The organism is Frankia sp. EI5c, assembly GCF_001636565.1.
GTDB lineage: Bacteria > Actinomycetota > Actinomycetes > Frankiales > Frankiaceae > Parafrankia.
Genome location: NZ_LRTK01000022.1, coordinates 50253 through 70231 on the forward strand (window position 1 = coordinate 50253; position 19979 = coordinate 70231).

15 protein-coding genes and 4 pseudogenes are annotated in these 19979 nt (G+C 73.6%); 11 read left to right on the plus strand and 8 right to left on the minus strand.

Annotated features, from left to right (window positions below):
* The 3 genes and pseudogenes from UG55_RS12745 to UG55_RS36300 form a co-directional block, all read right to left on the minus strand.
* A pseudogene (locus tag UG55_RS12745) lies at nt 1-719 on the minus strand (adenosine deaminase); the annotation flags it as partial.
* Nucleotides 720-839: 120 nt separating this feature from the next.
* The coding region (locus UG55_RS36290; protein WP_242424252.1) for a 1-acyl-sn-glycerol-3-phosphate acyltransferase at nt 840-1221 on the minus strand (382 nt) is incomplete at its 5' end.
* Nucleotides 1222-1240: 19 nt separating this feature from the next.
* A pseudogene (locus UG55_RS36300) lies at nt 1241-1562 on the minus strand (lysophospholipid acyltransferase family protein); the annotation flags it as partial.
* 367 nt (nt 1563-1929) lie between these two features.
* On the opposite strand from UG55_RS36300, the gene UG55_RS12755 reads away from it, so the two are divergent.
* From UG55_RS12755 to UG55_RS12765, 3 genes are all read left to right on the plus strand, one after another.
* Nucleotides 1930-2613: a M50 family metallopeptidase gene (locus UG55_RS12755; protein ID WP_066067705.1), complete on the plus strand. Its 684-nt coding sequence runs from the start codon at nt 1930-1932 to the stop codon at nt 2611-2613.
* Between the two features lie 37 nt (nt 2614-2650).
* Entirely contained in the window at nt 2651-3547 is an 897-nt protein-coding gene (locus UG55_RS12760; RefSeq protein WP_066067459.1) for an SOS response-associated peptidase, read from the plus strand.
* A gap of 166 nt (nt 3548-3713) precedes the next feature.
* Entirely contained in the window at nt 3714-4445 is a 732-nt protein-coding gene (locus UG55_RS12765; RefSeq protein ID WP_066067462.1) for a tyrosine-protein phosphatase, read from the plus strand.
* 36 nt (nt 4446-4481) lie between these two features.
* On the opposite strand, the gene UG55_RS12770 is transcribed toward UG55_RS12765, so the two are convergent.
* On the minus strand, nt 4482-5030 hold the full coding sequence (locus tag UG55_RS12770; protein ID WP_066067708.1) for an HdeD family acid-resistance protein: 549 nt from the start codon (nt 5028-5030) through the stop codon (nt 4482-4484).
* Between the two features lie 284 nt (nt 5031-5314).
* Here UG55_RS12770 and UG55_RS12775 point away from each other — a divergent pair.
* From UG55_RS12775 to UG55_RS12780, 3 genes and pseudogenes are all read left to right on the plus strand, one after another.
* Nucleotides 5315-6465: ABC-F family ATP-binding cassette domain-containing protein (locus UG55_RS12775; RefSeq protein ID WP_242424253.1), on the plus strand; the 1151-nt coding region annotated here is incomplete at its 3' end.
* 1 nt (nt 6466) lies between these two features.
* Nucleotides 6467-6928 (plus strand): annotated as a pseudogene (locus UG55_RS36305) (ATP-binding cassette domain-containing protein); the annotation flags it as partial.
* A gap of 113 nt (nt 6929-7041) precedes the next feature.
* Complete coding sequence (locus UG55_RS12780) at nt 7042-8049, plus strand: cation diffusion facilitator family transporter (RefSeq protein ID WP_066067468.1); 1008 nt, start codon at nt 7042-7044, stop codon at nt 8047-8049.
* Here UG55_RS12780 and UG55_RS12785 read toward each other — a convergent pair.
* A complete protein-coding gene (locus UG55_RS12785; protein ID WP_242424254.1) occupies nt 7978-9489 on the minus strand; it encodes a hypothetical protein in 1512 nt (503 codons plus the stop codon). The genes UG55_RS12780 and UG55_RS12785 overlap by 72 nt on opposite strands.
* A gap of 488 nt (nt 9490-9977) precedes the next feature.
* Here UG55_RS12785 and UG55_RS27245 point away from each other — a divergent pair, with 488 nt between their 5' ends.
* Both UG55_RS27245 and UG55_RS12790 read left to right on the plus strand, forming a co-directional pair.
* Complete coding sequence (locus tag UG55_RS27245; protein WP_006545344.1) at nt 9978-10196, plus strand: helix-turn-helix domain-containing protein; 219 nt, start codon at nt 9978-9980, stop codon at nt 10194-10196.
* A gap of 2 nt (nt 10197-10198) precedes the next feature.
* Complete coding sequence (locus tag UG55_RS12790) at nt 10199-11116, plus strand: enoyl-CoA hydratase/isomerase family protein (RefSeq protein ID WP_083986732.1); 918 nt, start codon at nt 10199-10201, stop codon at nt 11114-11116.
* A gap of 146 nt (nt 11117-11262) precedes the next feature.
* On the opposite strand, the gene UG55_RS29115 is transcribed toward UG55_RS12790, so the two are convergent.
* Nucleotides 11263-11436, minus strand: a complete 174-nt coding sequence (locus UG55_RS29115; RefSeq protein ID WP_157901511.1) for a hypothetical protein — start codon at nt 11434-11436, stop codon at nt 11263-11265.
* 282 nt (nt 11437-11718) lie between these two features.
* Between UG55_RS29115 and UG55_RS36310 the strand changes: the two genes are divergently transcribed.
* A partial coding sequence (locus UG55_RS36310; RefSeq protein WP_304440407.1) for a pyruvate kinase occupies nt 11719-12198 on the plus strand: 480 nt, incomplete at its 3' end.
* A 1-nt stretch (nt 12199) separates the two neighbouring features.
* Nucleotides 12200-13134: pseudogene (gene pyk / locus UG55_RS12795) on the plus strand (pyruvate kinase); the annotation flags it as partial.
* A gap of 293 nt (nt 13135-13427) precedes the next feature.
* On the opposite strand, the gene UG55_RS12800 reads toward pyk, so the two are convergent.
* Nucleotides 13428-13934, minus strand: coding sequence for a pyridoxamine 5'-phosphate oxidase family protein (locus tag UG55_RS12800; RefSeq protein WP_066067475.1), 507 nt, complete (start codon nt 13932-13934; stop codon nt 13428-13430).
* A gap of 2835 nt (nt 13935-16769) precedes the next feature.
* Here UG55_RS12800 and UG55_RS12805 point away from each other — a divergent pair.
* Nucleotides 16770-17630: a hypothetical protein gene (locus tag UG55_RS12805; RefSeq protein ID WP_066067479.1), complete on the plus strand. Its 861-nt coding sequence runs from the start codon at nt 16770-16772 to the stop codon at nt 17628-17630.
* Nucleotides 17631-19073: 1443 nt separating this feature from the next.
* Here the strand turns inward: UG55_RS12805 and UG55_RS12815 are convergent.
* The gene (locus tag UG55_RS12815) at nt 19074-19709 is read right to left on the minus strand and encodes a response regulator transcription factor (protein WP_066067482.1); all 636 of its coding nucleotides are present in this window, start codon (nt 19707-19709) and stop codon (nt 19074-19076) included.
* Nucleotides 19710-19979: the final 270 nt, after the last annotated feature.

A 19979-nucleotide genomic window follows, 5' to 3' on the forward strand; every position in this document is an offset into this window, starting at 1 on the left:
GGGTCCTCGAGGGCGCTGGTGCCGTGCCCGATCCGCTCGGCGTGCAGGAACTCGAGCGCGTCCCAGATGGTCCGCGCCCCGGTCGTCTCCCCCGCGTGCGGGATGCAGTGCAGGCCGGCCTCCCTGGCCGCCGTGAAGACCGGCCCGAACTGGGGCCGCGGCACCCCGACCTCGGGCCCGCCCAGCCCCAGCGCGATCACACCCTCGCCGCCGTGGGCGAGGGCCAGCTCCAGGGTGCGTTCGCCGGAGTGCACGTTGTCCGTCCCGGGCAGGCCGGGAATGTCGGTGATCCAGCGAACCCGGATGCCGGTCTCCCGCTCGGCGTCGAGGCGGCCCGCCTCCACCCCGGCGAAGACCAGCTCGGGATCCACCCCGCGCTGGACGTGCAGCCACGGGGTGAAGGTGATCTCGGCGTACCGCACCCGCTGCTCCGCCAGCCCGAGCGCGGTCTCGCGGGCGAGGAGCCGGAAGTCGTCCTCGTCGCGCAGCACCTGGACCGCCGCGAGGTAGACCTCGATGAAGTGGTCGAAGTCGCGGAACTCGTAGTAGGCGCGCAGGGCGTCGAGATCGGTCGGCAGATGGCCGACGTCATGCCGCCGGGCAAGCCGCAGCAGCGTGCCCGGCAGCATGGACCCTTCGAGGTGGACGTGCAGCTCCACCTTGGGCAGCGCGTCGACGAACTCCTCGTCCGTGAGCGTCCCGTCCCTGTCGTCCCTCACTGGCCCGCTCCACTCCGGCGACCAACCGCGCCATCTCAACACCGCGCCATCTCCGTCGACACCGGGTCATCTCCGTCAACCTCCCACAGGCTGCCGCCGGCACGCTGCCCACCCCGGCGCTCACGGCGCCGGGCGCGCCGGTGGCTCGGGTGCCGACCCGCCGAGGTGCGCGGGCAGCCACCAGGGTGATTCGCCGGCGGGGGGCGCCGGGTAGCGGCGCTGGGCATCGTCGAGGATCTCGGCCATCGTGATCTCCAGCAGGGCGGTGCCCGCCCGGGAGTCCTGCAGCTCCGTGTACGGCACCGGCTTCCCCACGGTGATCGAGACCGGCGTCCCGACCGCCGCGCGCAGGTTGCGGGGACGTCCCTTCGTCAGGATGCGCTGGCTGCCCCACAACACCAGCGGAATGACGGGGACCTCGGCCTCGGCGGCCATCCGGGCGGCGCCCGACTTGAACGGCGCCAGACAGTAGCTCGGGTTGATCGTGGCCTCCGGGAACACCNCGATCAGCTCCCCGTCCNGCAGGGCCTGCACGGCCGTGCGCAGCGACCCGGCACCGGCCGCGCGGTCGACCGGGATGTGGTGCATGCCGCGCATCAGCGGCCCGCTCACCCGGTGGTCGAAGACCTGCTTCTTGGCCATGAAGCGGACCATCCGCCGCCGCGACCACCAGAACGGCACCCCGGCCAGGGCGAAGTCCAGGTACGACACATGGTTGATCAGAACGACCGCGCCGCCGCTCGCCGGCACGTTCTCCTCGCCGCGCACATCCAGCTGCAGGCGCAGCGCGCGGAAGAGCCCGAGCGCCGTATGGATGACCGGCCGATAGACGTATTCCGCCATTGCGCGGATTCCTCCCCGTCCCTAGGTTCCTGTCGCCGCGCCGACCGCGGCCAGCCGCGTCGTCGGGCCTGTCAGCCTGGCCCGCCAGCCGGGCTCGCTGTCAGCCGGACCCATCGTGCGCCACCGGGCGGCGCGAGTCGTGCATTCGAGACGGCGGGATCGATCGCACCGGACCGGTTCCGTGCCGGTGAAGCCGGTGCATGTCGGGAGAGTGACGGCTCGGACGCAGCTGAGGACCGGTCCTCGCTCTGGGCCGCGGAGGGGACGTGCGGGATTATCGGGACGGTTCGCCGCCCGGGGTCCTCGGTTTCGGGCACTTCGCGGCGGTGGCCTCGCGACGAGGAAAGGGGCAGCCACGTCCGACCTGCTGAGCCGGAGCTTCGGCGCACAGCCGCCGCCCGCCCACTGGATCCTGGTGCTCACCGGGATCGCCGCGCTGCTCACCGTCGCCAGCGACCGGGTGTGGCCGAAGGCACGCCACGTGGTCACGATCGCGCACGAGGGCGGGCACGCGCTGGTCGCGGTGGCCGCCGGCCGCCGCCTCTCCGGAGTGCGGCTGCACTCCGACACCTCGGGCGTGACGGTGTCGGCCGGGCGGCCGACCGGGCCGGGGGTGATCCTCACCGTGGCGGCCGGGTACACGACGCCGTCCCTGCTGGGCCTGGGCGCCTCGGCGCTGCTCGCCACCGGGCGGGTCAGCCTGCTGCTCCAGGTCGTCGTCGCCCTGCTGCTGGTCATGCTGGTGATCGTCCGTAACGCGTTCGGGGTGGTGTCCGTGCTGGTCAGCACGGTCGTCGTGCTCGGGGTCTCCTGGTTCGCCGCGGACGACGTCCAGGCCGGCTTCGCCGCGTACGCCACCTGGTTCCTGCTGCTCGGAGCGATCCGGCCGATCGTCGAGGTGCAGCACCAGCGGCGCCGTCGGCGGGCGAGGGACTCCGACCCCGACCAGCTGGCCCGCCTCACCGGCCTGCCGGGGAACCTCTGGGTCGGGGTGTTCGGCCTGGTGTCCCTGGGCTGCCTGGCCGGCGCGGCCGCGGCGCTCGTCGGCTGACCACCGAGCCCGCCGCGAGACTTGCGAGACTGGGACGATGTGCGGCAGGTACACCCAGACGCTCAGCGCGGATGATCTCGCGGCGGCGATGTCCGCCGTCGACGAGACGGGCGGCCGCGTCCGCGAGAGCTACAACGTGGCCCCGACCACCGAGATGCCGATCGTGGCCGCGTCGCGTCCCGCGGCCGCGTCCGGTGGGGCGGTCGCGGCGGCCGATCCCGGTGTCGGCGGGGCCTCCGCGGCCGGTCCCGTTGCCGGCGGTCCCGTTGCCGGCGGGCCCGATCGCGTGCTGCGCCTGGCGACCTGGGGGCTGGTGCCGTCCTGGGCCAGGGACCGGTCGATCGGCAGCCGTCTGATCAACGCGCGGGCGGAGACGGTGGCGGCGAAACCGGCGTTCCGGGCGGCGTTCGCCGCCAGGCGCTGCCTGGTCCCGGCCACCGGCTTCTACGAGTGGCAGCGGGTCGAAGGGGCCCGCCGGGGGCAGCCCTACTACGTCCATCCCGCCGGTCATCCGGGTGCGGACGGCCTGTTCGCCTTCGCCGGCCTCTACGAGGTCTGGCGGCACGGCGAGCAGCCGCTGACGACGTTCACGATCCTCACGACCGACGCGGCCCCGGGTTTGGAGTTCCTGCACGACCGGTCGCCGGTCGTGGTCCCGCGCTCGGCCTGGTCCCGGTGGATCGATCCGGAGGTGCGGGATCCGGCCGCGCTCACGGGCATCCTGCGGCCGGCGCCCGCCGGGGTGTTCACCGCGCATCCGGTCTCGTCCGCGGTGGGGAGTGTGCGCAACGACTCCCCACACCTCGTCGATCCGGTGGACGCACCCGCGGTGGAGGCGAGCGGTGCGGCGGCCGGCCCGGGCGCGAAGCCCGTTGCCCCGCATGAGGCCACACTCTTCGAAGAGGATGGGGTGCGGCCGCCCGCCCCGCGCTGACGGGGCGACGACCTCGTCAGATCGTTTTGCCGCCGGGCCCGCCTCCTCGTCGGGGCCGTGGCCGGGCGCCCGCCGGCACGGTCACGAGGCCGGCGGTTGGGACGCCCAGGTGGCGGGGCCGCAGGCCGGTCCCGTCCCGGGCATCGGGCTCTCGGGAGGACTGCGGATGGGTACGGATGAGATCTCCACGGTACGGCTGGCCAATCTGCGGGATGTCGGTGGCATGACCACGGACGCCGGCCAGGTCATCCGGCCGGGTGTGCTCTACCGCAGCGACATGCCACGGGTGGGGGACGCCCTGCCCGTGGGTGACTTCACCTGGCCGCCGCCCACGGTGGTCGACCTGCGGTCGGCGGTCGAGCGGGGAAGCTCCCCGCATCCGCTGTCCCTGCTGGGCTCCGAGGTGCACATCATGCCGTTGCTCGGCGAGGAGACCGGCCGGGCCAGCGACTCCGTCGGCCCGGACGCGCTCGCCGGTGGTCTGCGCTCGCTGTACACCGCGATCCTCGACATCGCCGCTCCCCGGCTGGTGGAGATCGTGGACCTCGCCGCCGAGGCGCCGGGGCCGCTGCTGGTGCACTGCGCCGCCGGCAAGGACCGCACCGGGATCGTGGTCGCCCTCCTGCTGCGGCTGGCCGGGGTCGGCCGCGAGCAGGTGATCGCCGACTACCTGGCCACCGGCGCCAACATGCCGGGGGTGCTGCGGCGGCTGCGGGGGCAGTCGCTCCTGCCCGGGGCGAGGACGGCGTCCCGGGCGGTGAGCGAGGTCTCCCGGGAGGCCGTCGAGCAGGTGCTCGCCATCATCGACGCCGATCCGGACGGGCCGCAGGCGTGGTTGCTCGACCGCGGCGCGAGCCCGGACTCCATCGCGCACTGGCGCAAGCGGATCGTCGACTGACAGCCGGCTGGTGGGCCGCGGTGGCCGTCGCCGCCGTCAGGGGCGAAGCGCGAGCCCGATCAGCACCTCGGTGACGCCGGTGACGACGAGCTGGATCCCGAACAGGACGGCCAGGACCGCGACCGTGGCCGCCGGCCAGCAGACGGCGAGGACGCCGAGGACGACGGCGAGGCCGGCGATCACCAGGCTCCGGTTGCGGCCCGGGGCGTGGCCGGCCCGCCGGCTCGCCAGGACCAGCAGCGCGCGGACGACGCCGCCGACGATCAGCGCGGCTCCGACGACGAGCGCGATCACGCGCAGGGTCACATGCGGCCACACCAGGATCACGACCCCGGCGGCGGCGGTGAGCACTCCGTACAGGACGGTGGTGCCGCTGTGCTCGGCGCGCACGGCGGACACGATCTCGCCGATGCCGGAGACCAGCAGAGCCACTCCGGCGATCATCGCCAGCCCCCCGGCGGTGCTGAAGGGGTTGGCGATCAGCAGCACGCCCAGGACGGTCGAGGCGATTCCCAGCACGGCCAGGCTCGACCACAGCGGGCTCCGGTGCTGCGTCTGCCGCTGTTGCCGGTACGTCGTCGTCATCGTGACCTCCCGTGTCCGGAGCTTCGGCCGCCGGAACCCGGCGGCAACGCCCACGACCTGGGAAGGGAGTACCCGCGCCGCATCAGGGACGCACGTCATGGGCGGGAGTCACAGCCGGGACCGCCCGGGACGCCCGCGGTGCCCATGGCCGCGGCCCGTACCCTGGAGAGCATGACCTCTGCCGCGTCGTGACGCGGGCGTCCGCCGCTACCCCGGTGCCGCGCGGCCATCCGTCAGGCAGCTGATACACGCACGAATCCGATGTACGAAAGAGGCCGACCCTCATGATCATTGTGTCCGAGCTTGAGCTCCGGGCCGGAGCCCGAACACTGATCGAGCCGGTCTCCTTCCGGGTACAGCCCGGCGATCGCATCGGCCTCGTGGGCCGCAACGGTGCCGGGAAGACGACGCTGCTGAAGACGTTGTCGGGGGAGACCCTGCCGTTCGCCGGCAAGGTCGACATCCGCGGGGAGCTCGGCTACCTGCCGCAGGACCCGCGCACCGGAGACCTCGCGGACACCGCGCGGGACAGGGTGCTCGCCGCCCGCGGGCTCGACGCGATCCTGCGCGAGATGGAAAAGCTGCACGTGGAGATGGCCGAACTCGTCGACGAGACCGCGCGGGACGCGGCGGTCCGCCGGTACGGCCGGCTGGAGGAGCGGTTCGGGACGCTCGGCGGCTACGCGGCCGAGGCGGAGGCGGCGCGGATCTGCTCCTCACTGGGTCTGCCCGACCGGGTTCTCGCCCAGCCGATCGGCACGCTGTCCGGCGGTCAGCGGCGCCGGGTCGAACTGGCCCGCATCCTGTTCGCCGGCTCGGGCAACTCCGACGCGACCCTGCTGCTCGACGAACCCACCAACCACCTCGACGCCGACTCGATCACCTGGCTGCGTGACTTCCTGCGCGCGCACTCCGGTGGCCTCATCGTGATCAGCCACGACGTGGACCTGCTGGACAAGAGCGTGAACAAGGTCTTCCACCTCGACGCCAACCGGGCCGCGCTCGACGTCTACAACGTCGCCTGGAAGACCTACCTCACCCAGCGCGAGCAGGACGAGCGGCGGCGCCGGCGGGAGCGCGCCAACGCGGAGAAGAAGATCGACTCGCTGCGGGCGCAGGCGGACAAGATGCGTGCCAAGGCCACGAAGGCCCGGGCGGCCCACCAGATGGACCGCCGGGCCGAGCGCCTCGCGGCCGGCCTCGCCGAGGTCCGGGTCGCCGACCGCGTCGCCAGACTCCGGTTCCCCGACCCGGCGCCCTGCGGGCGCACCCCGCTCACGGCCACCGGCCTGTCGAAGTCCTACGGCTCGCTGGAGGTCTTCACCGGAGTGGACCTGGCGATCGACCGCGGCACCAGGGTCGTCGTCCTGGGCCTCAACGGCGCCGGCAAGACGACCCTGCTGCGGATGCTCGCCGGCCAGGAGCCGCCCGACGCNGGTGAGGTCCATCCCGGGCACGGCCTGCGGCTGGGCTACTACGCCCAGGAGCACGAGACCCTGGACACCTCCCAGTCGGTCCTCGACAACATGCGCGCGGCGGCACCCACCGCGTCGGACGTGGACCTGCGGCGCATCCTGGGTGCCTTTCTGTTCAGCGGCGACACGGTGGAGCAGCGGGCCGAGACGCTCTCCGGCGGCGAGAAGACGCGGCTGGCGCTGGCCGGCCTGGTCTGCAGCTCCGCCAACGTGCTGCTGCTGGACGAGCCGACCAACAACCTCGACCCCGCCTCGCGGGACGAGGTCCTGAGCGCACTGCGGACCTACCGCGGCGCGGTGGTCCTCGTCACCCACGACCCGGGCGCGGTCGAGGCGCTCAGCCCCGACAAGGTCCTCATGCTGCCGGACGGTGTCGAGGACACCTGGTCGCCCGACCTGGCGGACCTCGTCGCGCTGGCCTGAGCGGCGCCCACCCGGCGAGGCGCCCGCGGTGGCGACTTGACACACTGGGCGATCAGTCCGGGTGCCGAGGGCACCCGGTCACGGCAGACGACGGGCTACGAGAGCGGGGGCGCGTGAGCGCGGAAGGCGGCACCAAGGCAGTCGTGGCGGCGCTGCTGGCGAATCTGGGCATCGCGGTCGCGAAGTTCGTGGCGTTCCTGTTCACCCGGTCCTCCTCGATGCTGGCCGAGTCGATCCACTCGGTCGCGGACTCCAGCAACCAGGCTCTGCTGCTGCTCGGTCAGCGGCAGGCCAGGCAGTCGGCGGACGAGGAGCACCCCTTCGGCTACGGCCGCTCCCGCTACATCGCCGGCTTCCTCGTCGGCATCGTGCTGTTCAGCGTGGGTGGGCTCTTCTCCGTCTACGAGGGTGTCGAGAAGCTGCGGCACCCCCACGAGCTGGAGAGCGGGCTGGTCGCGGTGGTGGTCCTCGGGATCGCCATCGCGCTGGAAAGCTTCTCCTTCCGCACCGCGATCAAGGAGTCGCGGGGCCTCAAGGGCTCGGCGTCCTGGTGGCGGTTCATCCGGGACGCCCGCTCGCCGGAGCTGCCCGTCGTGCTGCTGGAGGACCTCGCGGCCCTGTGTGGCCTGCTGCTGGCCCTCGGCGGCGTCGGGCTGACGCTGCTGCTCGACGAGCCGCTCTGGGACGCCGCGGGCACCGTCGCGATCGGCGTGCTGCTCCTGGTCGTCGCGGTGATCGTCGCGATGGAGACCTACGGGATGCTCGTCGGGGAGGCGGCCGCACCCGCCACGGTCGACACGATCCGCCGGACGCTGGCCTCCGCTCCGGCGGTCACCAGTGTGATCCACATGCGCACCCTGCATCTGGGGCCGGACGAGCTGCTGGTGGCGGCCAAGATCGGGCTTGAATCCGAGCTGACCACGGTCCAGGTCGCCGCCGCCATCAACGGCGCCGAGGATCTGCTGCGAGCGGCCGTGCCCTCGGCGGTCCGGGTCTACCTCGAACCCGACATGCCTCGCCAGGACGCCGACGGGTCCTCGCCCGTCCCGTCAGCCGCCGCTGAGGACCACCCGCAGGATCACCGCGACGAGAGCGCTCGCACCGAGCAGGAGCATCGGTAGATCGCCCGCCCGGACTGTGTCCCCGGGGCCGTCCGGGCGGGGCCGCGGTGCCAGTGCGGCAACCGCCAACCAGGGTGCCAGCGGCAGCCAGGCCTGCTCCACCCCGCCCCAGGCCAGCCCGGCACAGAGGCTGAAAAGCGTGGCCGAGCCCGCTCCGACCAGGAACGGCCAGCCCGGGGTCAGCCGGACGCGTCGGACGGCCCGGGCCAGCACCGGCCCGCCGGCCAGCACCACGACGGCGACGTCCATCGCGAGCCAGGCCAGCATCGTGGTGACGCCGGCGCTCGCCCGCGCGCCGGCGAGGCCGTCCGGCCAGGAGAAGCCCCAGGCGAAGAACAGCCAGAAGGGGAGCAGGGCCCCCAGGCCGGTGAAGACGTTCATGAGCGGTCGCCGCCGGACGAAGTAGGCGGCCGCGACGCCCACTCCCAGCCAGACCGCCGCGTAGTCGAACAGGCTGGTGACGCCCAGCAACAGTCCGGACGCCAGCGCCCACAGCAGCGGCCAGCGCCGTCCCGGCTCACACCCGACCACACCGACGGCCAGTGCGGCCGCGGCCGGCAGGATGGTCACCGCCTCCGGTGACGCCGCCGCCCACAGCGCCCAAGGCGTCAGCACGAGTACCGGCACCGCCCGGCGGGCCGCCGTCTCGTGGCACAGCGAGCGGACCGCGACGGCCACCAGTGGGACCGCCGCGGCTGTCAGCACCGTCAGTGCCAGCCCGAGAGCCACCGCCTCGCCGCTGCCCGCCACACCGCCGATGCCGAGCCTGTCCAGGGTCCAGACCAGCAGGATCGGACCCGGGGGATGCCCGGCGAGCTCCGCGGGACCCGGGACGAGCACGGCGCCGCCGTCGGCTGTCGCCGCTGTCGCGGCCGCTGGGGACCCGGTGGGCGGTCCGGATCCCCAGTCCGCCAGGTAGCCGAGTGGATCGTCACCGACGGCGCGGGCAGCGGCCAGATAGGCCGGCGGTGGGCGAAGGCCACCGGAAAGGTCCGGGCCGGCCGCGGCGGCCAGCGCGACGCTCCAGGCCAGCGAGCCGGCGAAGCCGAGCAACAGCAGGACGGCCCAGCGAACGCGGGTGCTCCGACGGGCGAGCGCGAGCGTGACGATGGCCACCGACACGGGCAGGAGCACGGCCGGTGCCAGCCGGGGCGCCCGCCACGCGAGCCGGAACGGTGCCGCGGCCCGCTCCGCTCCGGCCGCGGCCAGGCCCCGGACGGGTTCCGTCGCCGTTCGTGACCCGGTCAGCTCGACGCCGGTTCGGATGACGAGACTGGCGACCAGCAGGCCGAACGCGGCGGCGGCGAGCCAGAGCCCGAGGTCGACAGCCTGCGCCCGCACCGCGGCCCGGGTCTCCGGGGAGGGGACCGAACGTCGGGCGATGCGCCCGACGTGGCCGGCACCCGCTTCTTTTGGCGCGTCCAGGTCCCTCCCGCTCATCAGGTCTCGTTTCGGCCGGCTCGTCGTCCGGCCACCCTTCGCGCCCGGAGGTGCTCCTCGCGTTGCGGTCGAGGGCCGGACGCCGGTGACGCCGGAGGGGGTGCCGTCCGCGCCGGCCGGCCGGCCGTTGACCATGCATGCACCGTAACCAGTCTTTGCGGGCCGTGGATCCGCGCGGGTGAGCCGATCCGGATGTACCGTCGGTAACGATGTTCGGCGCGTTGCGGGGAAGCCCGTGCCTGATCCGGCTCCCGGCCTGTGGGTGATGCCCGTTTCGGGCGGCAGATCCGGTTGTCGGGCGTGGTTTTGCAGGTCAGGGACCATGCGGCCGGGCGGGGGAACGGTCGGGGTCGGGGCGGTGTCCGCATGCGACCCTGTCCCGGTGACTGCTCAACCGCGTGTGATGGATCACACGGGCTTCGAGTGGCGCCGGCACCGAAGCTGGGTGAAGATCGGTTCGCAGATCATCGAACACGGAGGGGGCCACGTTGGCCGAGCTTAGGAAAGGAACCCGGATCACCGGGGCGGAGCGAGACAAGCTCGCTGCCGAACTTCGGAAGAAGTACGAGTCCGGACAGAGCATTCGCCTGCTCGCGGAGTCGTCGGGTCGTTCGTACGGGTTTGTCCACCGCATCCTGTCCGAATCGGGCACGACTCTGCGTGGACGTGGCGGCGCGACCCGGGGGACCAAGAAGAAAAGCTCCTGACCATGAGCGTGCCGGTCGTCGCCGCGTCCGATGCGGCGGCGGCCAGGCTGGTCGTGGTCACGACCGGTCCCTGCGTTTCGCTCACGGTAAGTAGTCATGGATCGGGTGTGGCGGGTGCGGCTCCGGTCGCCGCGGGCGGTTTGGCCGCGGCGATGGATGACGCGCTGCGCGACCTGCGTGGCGATGTTCGTGTCGTCCTCGTTCGCGGACTTCACCGGCTTCCGGGGGCCCCCGAGCTTCCGGGTACACCCGAAGTTCGGGGGACACCCGAGCCACCCGAGTCGCACGGACCGGCCGGGTCGCGGGAACCGGCCGGATCGCAAGGGCCGGTCGGGATCCCGCGGCCCGCGCTCGACGCGTCCGGTGGTGACCTCGGCCGGTGGACCCGGGTGGCGCACCGGCTGTCCGAACGGGCGGACCTGACAAGCATCGCCGTCCTGGCAGGCCGTACCTCAGGGGTGGGCCTCGCCCTCGCTCTCGCCTGCGACCTGCGGGTGATGGCCGAAAACTCGGCGCTGTGCCTCCCCGAGCCCGCCCACGGCCGCGTCCCCACCATGGGAGTCACCGCGGCACTGGTCGAGGCGCTCGGCTACGAACGCGCCCTGCATCTGTGTCTGACGGGTGAGGCGGTCCCGGCGCCGGACGCGGTCCGGCTCGGACTCGCCGCCCTGGCCGTTCCGGCCGCGGTGGTCGACGCGGAGGCGGATCGCCTCGCCGACCGGGTCCTCGCCGTCCCGCGGGAAGCCGCGGCGGAGACGAAGGCCCTGCTGCGGCAGACCCGCGGCCCTGCCATCGCCCGCAGCGGGGAGGCCGAGGCCGAGGCTCTTCGGCGACTGGCCGCCGGGAACCCGGCTACCGGGTACCTGGGCGACGCGGACAGCACCGGCGCGGCGACGTGCGACACCAGCTCTGATGGGTAGTGGCTGACCGGTCGCGTTGGTGGTTGCTGACCGGTCGCGGCTCAGGTCGGGGTGCGGTGCCGGGTCCGTCGCACACCTTGGCACGACGGACCCGGCACACCCACGACCCAGGGTCGGGGCCGGTGCGCCAGCGGCGCGGTGGCCGATCAGGCGGCCTCCGGGACGGCGACAGCTGCCTGCCGAGCCTCCGGGCCCGCCTGCACGGGCACTCCGCCGAGCGGCCCGACGCCCAGGATGTCGGCCGACGGCTCGGTTTCGTGGGGCACGGCGATGTCGATGTCGCCGGAGGCACGTCGGTGAATTGCGGGATTGTTGGTCATGACCGGGCTCCAGGTTGGTTCAGGGCGGTTACCTACCGCTGTCTGGACGTCCGGGATCGTGCGGCGCCGTTGCCGGCTTTCCCGTACCTGTCTGCCGCACGCGCTTGCGGGCGGACCATGCGAAGGTACGCCTGTTGTGCCGTTGCGCGCAGCAGGTATCAGGACGCCCGGGCGGGAAACGGTCACGGAACCTCTTCGGACCAATCGGCCTGGATCCGGCGGACCGAGTGTGTCACCCGGGCCCATGCTCAATCCCGTGTGTTCGTTACTTAGGCTTTGACCGTGCCACGAAGAGCCAAGATAGTTTGCACCCTCGGCCCGGCCACCAACTCGCCGGAGATGGTCCGGGCCCTCGTAGACGCCGGAATGGACATTGCCCGGCTCAACTTCTCGCACGGAACGCATGAACAGCACGCCGCCGCCTACCGCCTGGTCCGGGACGCCGGCGAGTCCTCCGGTCGCAGCGTCGGCATCCTGGCCGACCTGCAGGGCCCCAAGATCCGCCTCGGCAAGTTCGCCGACGGCGGCGTCACACTGCTGCCCGGCCAGCACTTCACCGTCACGATCCGCGACGTGCTGGGCGACCAGGAGCAGGTCGGCACCACCTACACGGGCCTTCCCCGTGACGTCGCCGCCGGGGACACGATCCTCGTCGACGACGGACGGCTCAACCTGCGCATCGAGGGCGTCGAGGACACCGACGTCCGCACCACCGTCGTGATCGGCGGCAAGGTCAGCGACCACAAGGGCATGAACATCCCCNGTGCCGCGCTGACCGTCCCCGCGCTGTCCGAGAAGGACGCCTCCGACCTGCGCTTCGCGCTCGAACTCGGCGTCGACATGATCGCGCTGTCGTTCGTCCGCTCGGCGGAGGACTACCAGGCGGTCCGATCGATCATGGACGAGGTCGGCGTCCGGATCCCGGTCCTGGCGAAGATCGAGAAGCCGCAGGCGGTCGACGAGCTGGAAGGCATCATCGAGTCCTTCGACGGCCTGATGATCGCTCGCGGGGACCTGGGCGTCGAGCTGCCGCTGGAGGATGTCCCACTGGTCCAGAAGCGCGCGGTGAGCCACGCGCGCGAGCGGGCCAAGCCGGTCATCGTCGCCACCCAGGTGCTCGAGTCCATGGTCAGCGCGCCGCGCCCGACCCGCGCGGAGGCGAGCGACTGCGCCAACGCCGTGCTCGACGGTGCGGACGCGATCATGCTCTCGGCGGAGACGAGCGTCGGCTCGTACCCGGTCGAGGCCGCCGCGACGATGGGTCGGATCATCGAGGTCGCGGAGGCGGAGCTGGGCCGGATACCGCCGCTGCGCACCCAGCCGCGGACGCTGGGCGGCGCGATCGCCCAGGCCGCGGTGAGCGTCGGGGAGACCGTGGGCGCGCGCTACCTGGTCGCGCACACTCTCAGCGGGGACACCGCCCGCCGGCTCATCCGGTACCGCAGCTCGGTGCCGGTGCTCGCCTTCACGCCGCTGCCGGCCGTACGTAACCAGATGTCGCTGCTGTGGGGGGTCGAGACCATCCTCGTGCCCTTCGCGGAGAGCACCGACGAGATGGTCCGGCAGGTGGACACGGCGCTGCGCAAGAACGGCTACTGCCAGCCCGGAGAGCTTGTCGTCGTGGTCGCGGGCACGCCGCCCGGCGTGGCCGGCATGACCAACGCGATGCGGGTGCACCGCATCGGTGAGGCGGTCTGACCGCCCTCGGTGCGGCGCTCTGACCGTCGGGCGTGGCCCCGGGGCCGCGGGGCCACGCCCGACGAAGCCGTCCACCATGGTGGTGGCGCCGGCCGTGGTGATGGTGACAGCGCCCGCCACCGTCGCCGCCCGCCGCCCGCCGGATCTGATCGCTCGAACTGCATCATCCGCGGCGGGCACAACCACAACTGTTCAGCGGCGGAAATGATCGGTGAGCGGGCTGGCGTCGACACGCCTCGACGATCCCGCGCTCGGCTCCGGCGGGGCCCGGCCGCGCGGCGCTGACGGCTGAGTCAGCGGGTGGGCGTGAGCTCGATGACCCGCCGCGGGTCGTCCGGATGGTTGACCTCGTCGAACAGGATCCAGCGGTGGACCCGGACCTCGTAGAGCCGGTGTGCGTCGGGGTCGGCCCGCATCAGCTCGACATTCGCCAGTGCGCTGCCCTGCGGCCAGCGCTGGTGGTAGATCGGGAGCAGGTCGCCGGCGCTGGCCTCCGGAACCTGGCGGGCCGTACCGGCGAAGCTCACGCCCTGCACCTCCTGCCCCAGCCCGTCGAGCTCGATGGTGAGGACGGCCCCGGCGACCCGCTTGTCGGTTCTGATGTTCCGGCAGTGCACGCGGTCGGGGCGGGAGATGAACAGGAGCCGGTCAGGCTCGAAGGAACTCGCGTACCAGAGGTTGCACACCACCGGCTCGCCGCTCTCGGCCAGTGTCGCGATCTGCATGACTTTTCCGTCGCGGACGTAGTTCCGGGTCAGGGACAGGTCCGCGGAGACTGCGTCGGACGTCGACGTCGACACGGGAATCCTCCCAATCGTCGGGTGTGGGCCCTGCAACGTGAACAGCGCTCCCACCGGGCGGCCGCGCGGTGCCGACCGGTTGGTATGAAGCTCTGGAATTGTGTCTGATCTTCGTTTCGCTGGTGGCGAAGTGGAATTAGTCGGCGATTTTGTGAATGTGTCGTCCGTCACATTCCCGTGATCCGCGCGTTGTCTCCGCGCTTCTCGACGGGGATGTGATCGCGGATCGACGGTGGCGGGAGCGCGAGACCGGCGCGCGAATGCCGGAGACGGGACGTACCGGACGCGCGCCCGTAGCCTGGTGGGTACGCGCTGTGGGGGTATGGTAGCCGCCGCCACAGCGTTACCTCTCTGTGTAATTGGTCCTGTACTTCGGGCCGTATGGCGGGGTTGGTGCCCGTGGTGAGCCGCCGGCGGCTACGAGCGGCGGCGCCGTCCGGCATCAACCCGGCGTCGACCGGGGCCGACCGGCAGGAATCCGGTGTGCCTGCTCGACGCCTCCGGACCGATGACTCGCAGTGGCGGGCCGCCGGGCGTGAGGCGCTGAGCGTGCTGGCCCGGAGGTGGCCGAAAGCGCGGCGGCAGGGTTGTCCCGCCCGATCGCATCCGTTACCGTCGGCGCGCCTGAGCGGCGGGATCGTCGGTCTGGCCGTACGCACCCTCCTCGTCCGGAGCCGCTGGTCGGGCAGGCGTTGTGGCGGCGGTGGTCGGACTGGTGTGTTCCGAGGTGTTCGCGGGTGAATGAGGCGAATCGTCCAGCCCGCCTGTCGTCGGCCCTCGCCGGACGGATACCGTCGCCCGGGTTCGCCGGCGACCCGTCAGGACCGCCGGCAGGAAGCGCCGCGCGTCGGGAGTGATTGCATGGCTGACCAGGGCGACCCGGCCGAGAAGCCCGCGTCCGGACCGGGTGCGGACAAGGGCGGTGTCTCAGGTCGTCCCCGTCCAGCCGCATCGGCCGCACCAGCGTCCACCGCTGGGAACCCCGCGGCGAGCGAAGCCGGAGCCGGACGTCGTGTCGAGCGGTCCGCCCCTGGGAAGCCCGCGACTGATAGGCCCGGCGCTGATCGGCCGGCGTCCGGCGGAGGGCCGGCATCCGCCGGAGGCTCCGTGCAGGGCGGCGGGCCGGGGCCCACCCGAAGCGCTGCGAACAGCGGAGGCGCCCCGACCGGAGTACCGCCCGCGGGAAGAGCCGCCGCCACCGACGCCGGGCGTCCCATCGCCCCCACAAGGCCCGGGGTGCTGCGTCCGCCGCCCCGCGGGCGGGACGGTGCGTCCGTGGCTCCGGCGGCCGACAAGCCGGCGGCGCCTGTTCGTCCCCCGGCAGCCGCTGCGCCTGCCGGTCAGGCAGGGCCTGCCGGTCAGGCGGCGCCCACCCGCCAGGCCGCCCCCGTACGATCCCCGTCGCCTGCCGCCGGCGGGAAGCGAGAGGAACGCGTGCCCGGGGGGAGCGCTGTGCCCGGGGGGGCCGCGCCCAGGGGCGGCGGATCAACGGTCCAGGGCAGGTCGGGGCCCGGTGCACCCCCCGCGGGTGCGCAGGCGGCCGACGCCTCCCAGGCTGGGGCGGCTCGGGCTGGCACGGGCCGGCCCGGGGCGTCTCCACAGGCCCGGTCCGCCGCACCCGGGGGACCCCCGCGATCCGACGGACCCCTCAAATCCGAACCTTTCAGCAGGTCGGGTGGCTCCGGCGCCGCTGGGAGAGCAGCTACTGCCGGCGCCGGTTCGGGTTCCGGCCCGAGCACGGCGCCGGGCAGGCCGGACGCGGGTGCGGATTCCGCAGCGGGCAGGCCCGGCGAGCCCGGGAAGCTGGCCGACCCCGGCCAGCGGAGCGGCTCCGCGAGCCGGGGCGACGCCGGCCAGCGGAGCGGCCGGGAGAACCAGGTGGGTTCCGGAAACGAGGTCGGCTCCGGAAACCGGGGCAACGGCGGGAAGGGGGCTGGGGCGGGGACGCCGCCAGTTGCCCCCACCAGGTCGGGAGCCCCCATCAGGTCGGGAGCCCCCATCAGGTCGGGAGCCCCCATCAGGTCGGGTGCGCCGACCTCCGGCACGGCGGGGAGCGGCGCGGCGGGTGGCCGGCCGTCCGGAGCGGCTCCGGGCAGCACCCCGACCGCGTCCCCGGCACCGACTGACGCGCGCTGGTCGTCACCGCTGCGGCCGTCGGCCAGGACCGGCGAGGGCAGCCGTCCCGACGCTCTGCGCCCCGGTGCCGCGACGCCCCCGACGCCCCCGACGCCGCCGCGTCCGCCGGAGTCCTCCTCGCCGGCCGCCAGGGAAAGCCTGCGTCCGCGACAGGGTAACCAGATCCAGCCCGCTCGGGGGGTGGCGGCCGAGCCGGGGCGGGCGGCTTCGCAACCCGCCCCGGCTCCAGCCGGGTCGCCCGAGCCGGGGAGGACCCGGGCTCCGGGTGGGCGTGACGAGGGCCAGCGGGATCAGTCCCTGTTCACACCGCGTTCCGCCGCCGTGGGCCCGCCGGCCGCCGCGGCCAAGCCCGCTCCCGCTTCCAAGCCTGCTCCCGCTTCCAAGCCCGCTCCCGCTCCCAAACCCGCCCCCGCTTCCAAACCCGCCCCCACGGGTTCGCCCGGAGCGGCGGCCACGCCTGGCTCCACGGCCACGCCGCCCGCGCGGTCGGGGCAGGGAGGTGCACCGGGTCCCGAGCGGTCCGCGGCACGGGACACCCCGACCTGGTTCGAGCGGTCCGCCGGCGGATCACCGCCCGCGGCCGGGACAGGCACCGCGGGCACGGGTCTGGGCGCGGCGGGCCTGTCGGCCCCACCGGCCGCCGCGGCTGAGCCGGCCGCCCCGCCGGTCTCCCACCGCGGCGCCGTCGACTCCCCGACGATGCGCGTCGATCTTCGTCGGGTCGCGGCCGCACGCCGACCGTCCCCGGGGCAGGACAGCGCCGACAAGGGCGCCCTCGCGGTGCCCGAACAGACCGGCGGCGGTGCCTCCGCCGCCCGGACCGGAAGGCCCCCGGACTCGCCCCCCACCTCCGGCGTCCCACGGGCCGCGCCCAGCCGGGACGACCCGGAGGCGGCGCCCTGGCACCGACCCGAGGCGGTCTCGGCGCCCGGGTACGCCGTGTCCCGGGCGGGGGAGGTGCCGCGGCCCGTCGACCGGCCCGTCGACCGGCCTGGTCCGGTGGACCGCACCCGGCATCCCGCCGACGCCTTCGACGAGCGCCTCCCGGACTCCCCGGCCGAGGACGGGCAACCTGCGTCCACGGATCCGCGGGCCGCCGCGGTGCCACCACGGCGCCGGGACGCCGGGCTGCTGGTTCTCGCCGGGGGTGCGGCCGCCGTCGCGTCGTTCCTGCCCTGGAGCACGTTGAGCAGCGGGGACGAGACACGGACCTTCACCGGGATGACGGTCGGCGACGGGCGCCTGACCCTCGTCGCGGGACTGACGCTGCTGGCCGTGGGGGTGATCTGGCTGCGTGGCGGCGCCCGACCGGGGAACTGGTGGCCAGGTGGAGGGGTCCCGGCCGGCGCCTCGACGGCCAGGCTGGCCGCCCTGCTGCTGACCGTGGTGTCAGGCCTGGACCTCGCGCTCGGGCCGGCGACGCTGTCCTCCTTCCGGGGCATCTCGGCGGATGTCTTCGAGGTCCGGCCCCAGGTCGGTGTGGGTGTGGTCCTGGTCGCCGGGCTCGTCGCGCTGTTCGCCGCGACACGCGGGGCCGGCAGGCGGTCGCGGCGCCACTGATCCACCCGACCGGCGGTGTGCGGTTGTTTACTCTGCGTGGTACGACCATCGCCAGGAGTCGAAGCGCGGGTGGTGGGTGCGCGGGCGGCGGCCGGGTTTCCGGTGCCGGGCGTGACCGGGTCTGCGCCGGGGAGGTGCCCTCGGTTGGGAAGCCGGTCCGGCGGGCAGGACGTCTCCGCGTGGACGGGGGAGGAACCGGTGGGGGAGCATCAGCGGCGGAGCCCCTGGGCCCGGCCTGCCGGCGGGGAGAGCGCCGCTGCGGCAGAGGCGGCGGTGCGCGACCGGGGTCTGGAGTCCTGGCGGGCGGCGGCGGCCGCCACCGCCGATCCCCGGTGGGCCAGGCACGGCGGTGAGCCCGGTGAGCCCGGTGAGCCGACAGGTGCGGGAGCGCGCTTGAGGTGGAGTCATCCGTGGGAGCCGTGGGATCCGCGCGCCCTGCCCGGCACTGAGCGGCGCGGCGAGCCCGGAGGCGGTCCGGGCAGTGACGCCCTTCCCGCGGGCGGCCGGCCTACGGCGGCAGCGGACACGTCCGCGGCGCCGGCCGCGGAAGCGACGACCCGGCCGGGTGGGGCGGGTGCGGCCATCGGCCGGGCGCGCCGCGTTCTGGCGATCGCATGCCCGCCACTCGTCGTCCTCGCCGGGGGCGCCGCGGTCATCGGCTCGACGATGACGTGGGCCACGGTGCGCGCCTTCGGGCTGATGGAGTTCGCCGTCCGGGGGACGGACCCGGACCAGCACGGCCATCTGACGATGCTCCTNGGCATTCTCGCGATGGTGGCCGGTTTGCTGCTGGCGGGCCGGCGGGTCGAGTGGGGGCGCATGCTCGCGGTGGTCGCGGGCCTCATGCTCGTCCTCACCGCGGTCGTCGACGTGGCGAGGGTGCGCCGGGGCGGTCTGCTGACCGGGGCGGGCTTCGACGCGACGACGGCCCTCGGCCCGGGACTGTGGGTGATCGGTGTGAGCGGGGTCGTGCTGGTCGTGGTGGGCGCGCTGGCCCGCCCTTCGCCGGGGCCGCGCCGCCGGGACGCGCCGTCCCGGTGACGACGTCGCCGAGCCCGACTGGTCAGCTCGGGTGGTACGCGGCAGNGGCAACCAACGGTGGTCCCTACGGGTTCACCCGCAGTCGTCTGACCCCCGAACGGGGGACCGTCCCAGGATGGTTCTGGGTCATGACATCCGGCCGCGGTCACGAAAGACCGGCCACGGCACGCGGGTGACGGGGGGATGGGGCGTTCGGACCGGGGGGTCTGGACACCGATCACACCTGCGGGCCCAGGACGCGCACTCCGTCGGGCATGGAGGTGCGCGAGGCATGCGCCGGACGCGGGGATCCGGCGTGCGCGAGGTGGTGGGTATCGGCTGCCCGAGCCGGTACCCACCACATAGTCCGGTCCGCCGCGAACCACCGGTGGGAGGGGCCCAGGCCAGATCAGTCGGCCCAGATCAGTCGAGGAAGCCGTCCTCGACCGCGCGTCGGTAGAGATCGATCTTGGTGTTGGCGTCGCGGCCGGCCTTGCGGTATTTCACCCGCACCCGCTCGATGTACTGCTTGGCGGTCTCGGGTGAGACCTCCATCCTGCGGGCGACGGTCTTGAGCGCCATGCCCGTCGCGTAGAGGCGCAGCGCCTCCATCTCCTGCGGTGAGAGCTGTGGCCGGTCCGGGGCCTTGTCCGTGAGGAGCAGGAAGGCAAGCTGCGGGGAGACCCAGCCGGCGCCCGAACTCGCCGCGCGGATCACGGTGCCGAGTTCGTCGACATCATCGGTCTTCGTCACGAATCCGCAGGCCCCGGCGCGCATCGCGGCGCGGACGCCGTCCGGGTCGGCGAGCGCGCTGAAGACGATCACCGCCGCGCCGGCCTCGATGAGCTGCCGGATGTTGTCGGGTGCCTCCGACCCGTCGCCCAGACCGAGGTCGAGCAGCACCACCTGCGCGTCCCGGCCGGGCCCCGCCAGCAGCTTCCGGATCGACGTGGCGGTCGCCACCAGTTCGACGCCGTCGATGCCCGCGATGACGTCGGCGAGACCGCGGAGCACGATGGGGTGATCGTCGACCGCGGCGACAGAGATGAGCGCGCTCACCGCGCCGCCGCGCGCTTCGCCGCACCTTGGGTCACGAACCCTCCAGCGTTCTGCCCGATCGCGGGCACAGGTATGACGTGTCCGCCCCCCACCGGTACGCCACCGGACGCCATGTCCGTAGGGCAGCTATTTCAGCAGATCCACACGGGACGTCACCAACAGGTGCCTGCCAGCCGGTGGCGAGGAGACGAAATCCAGGCGACCTATTGCGACTTATCGTCCTATTTCGGTAGGGCGAGTGCCTGACAGGCGTGACGAACGCCGCATCCG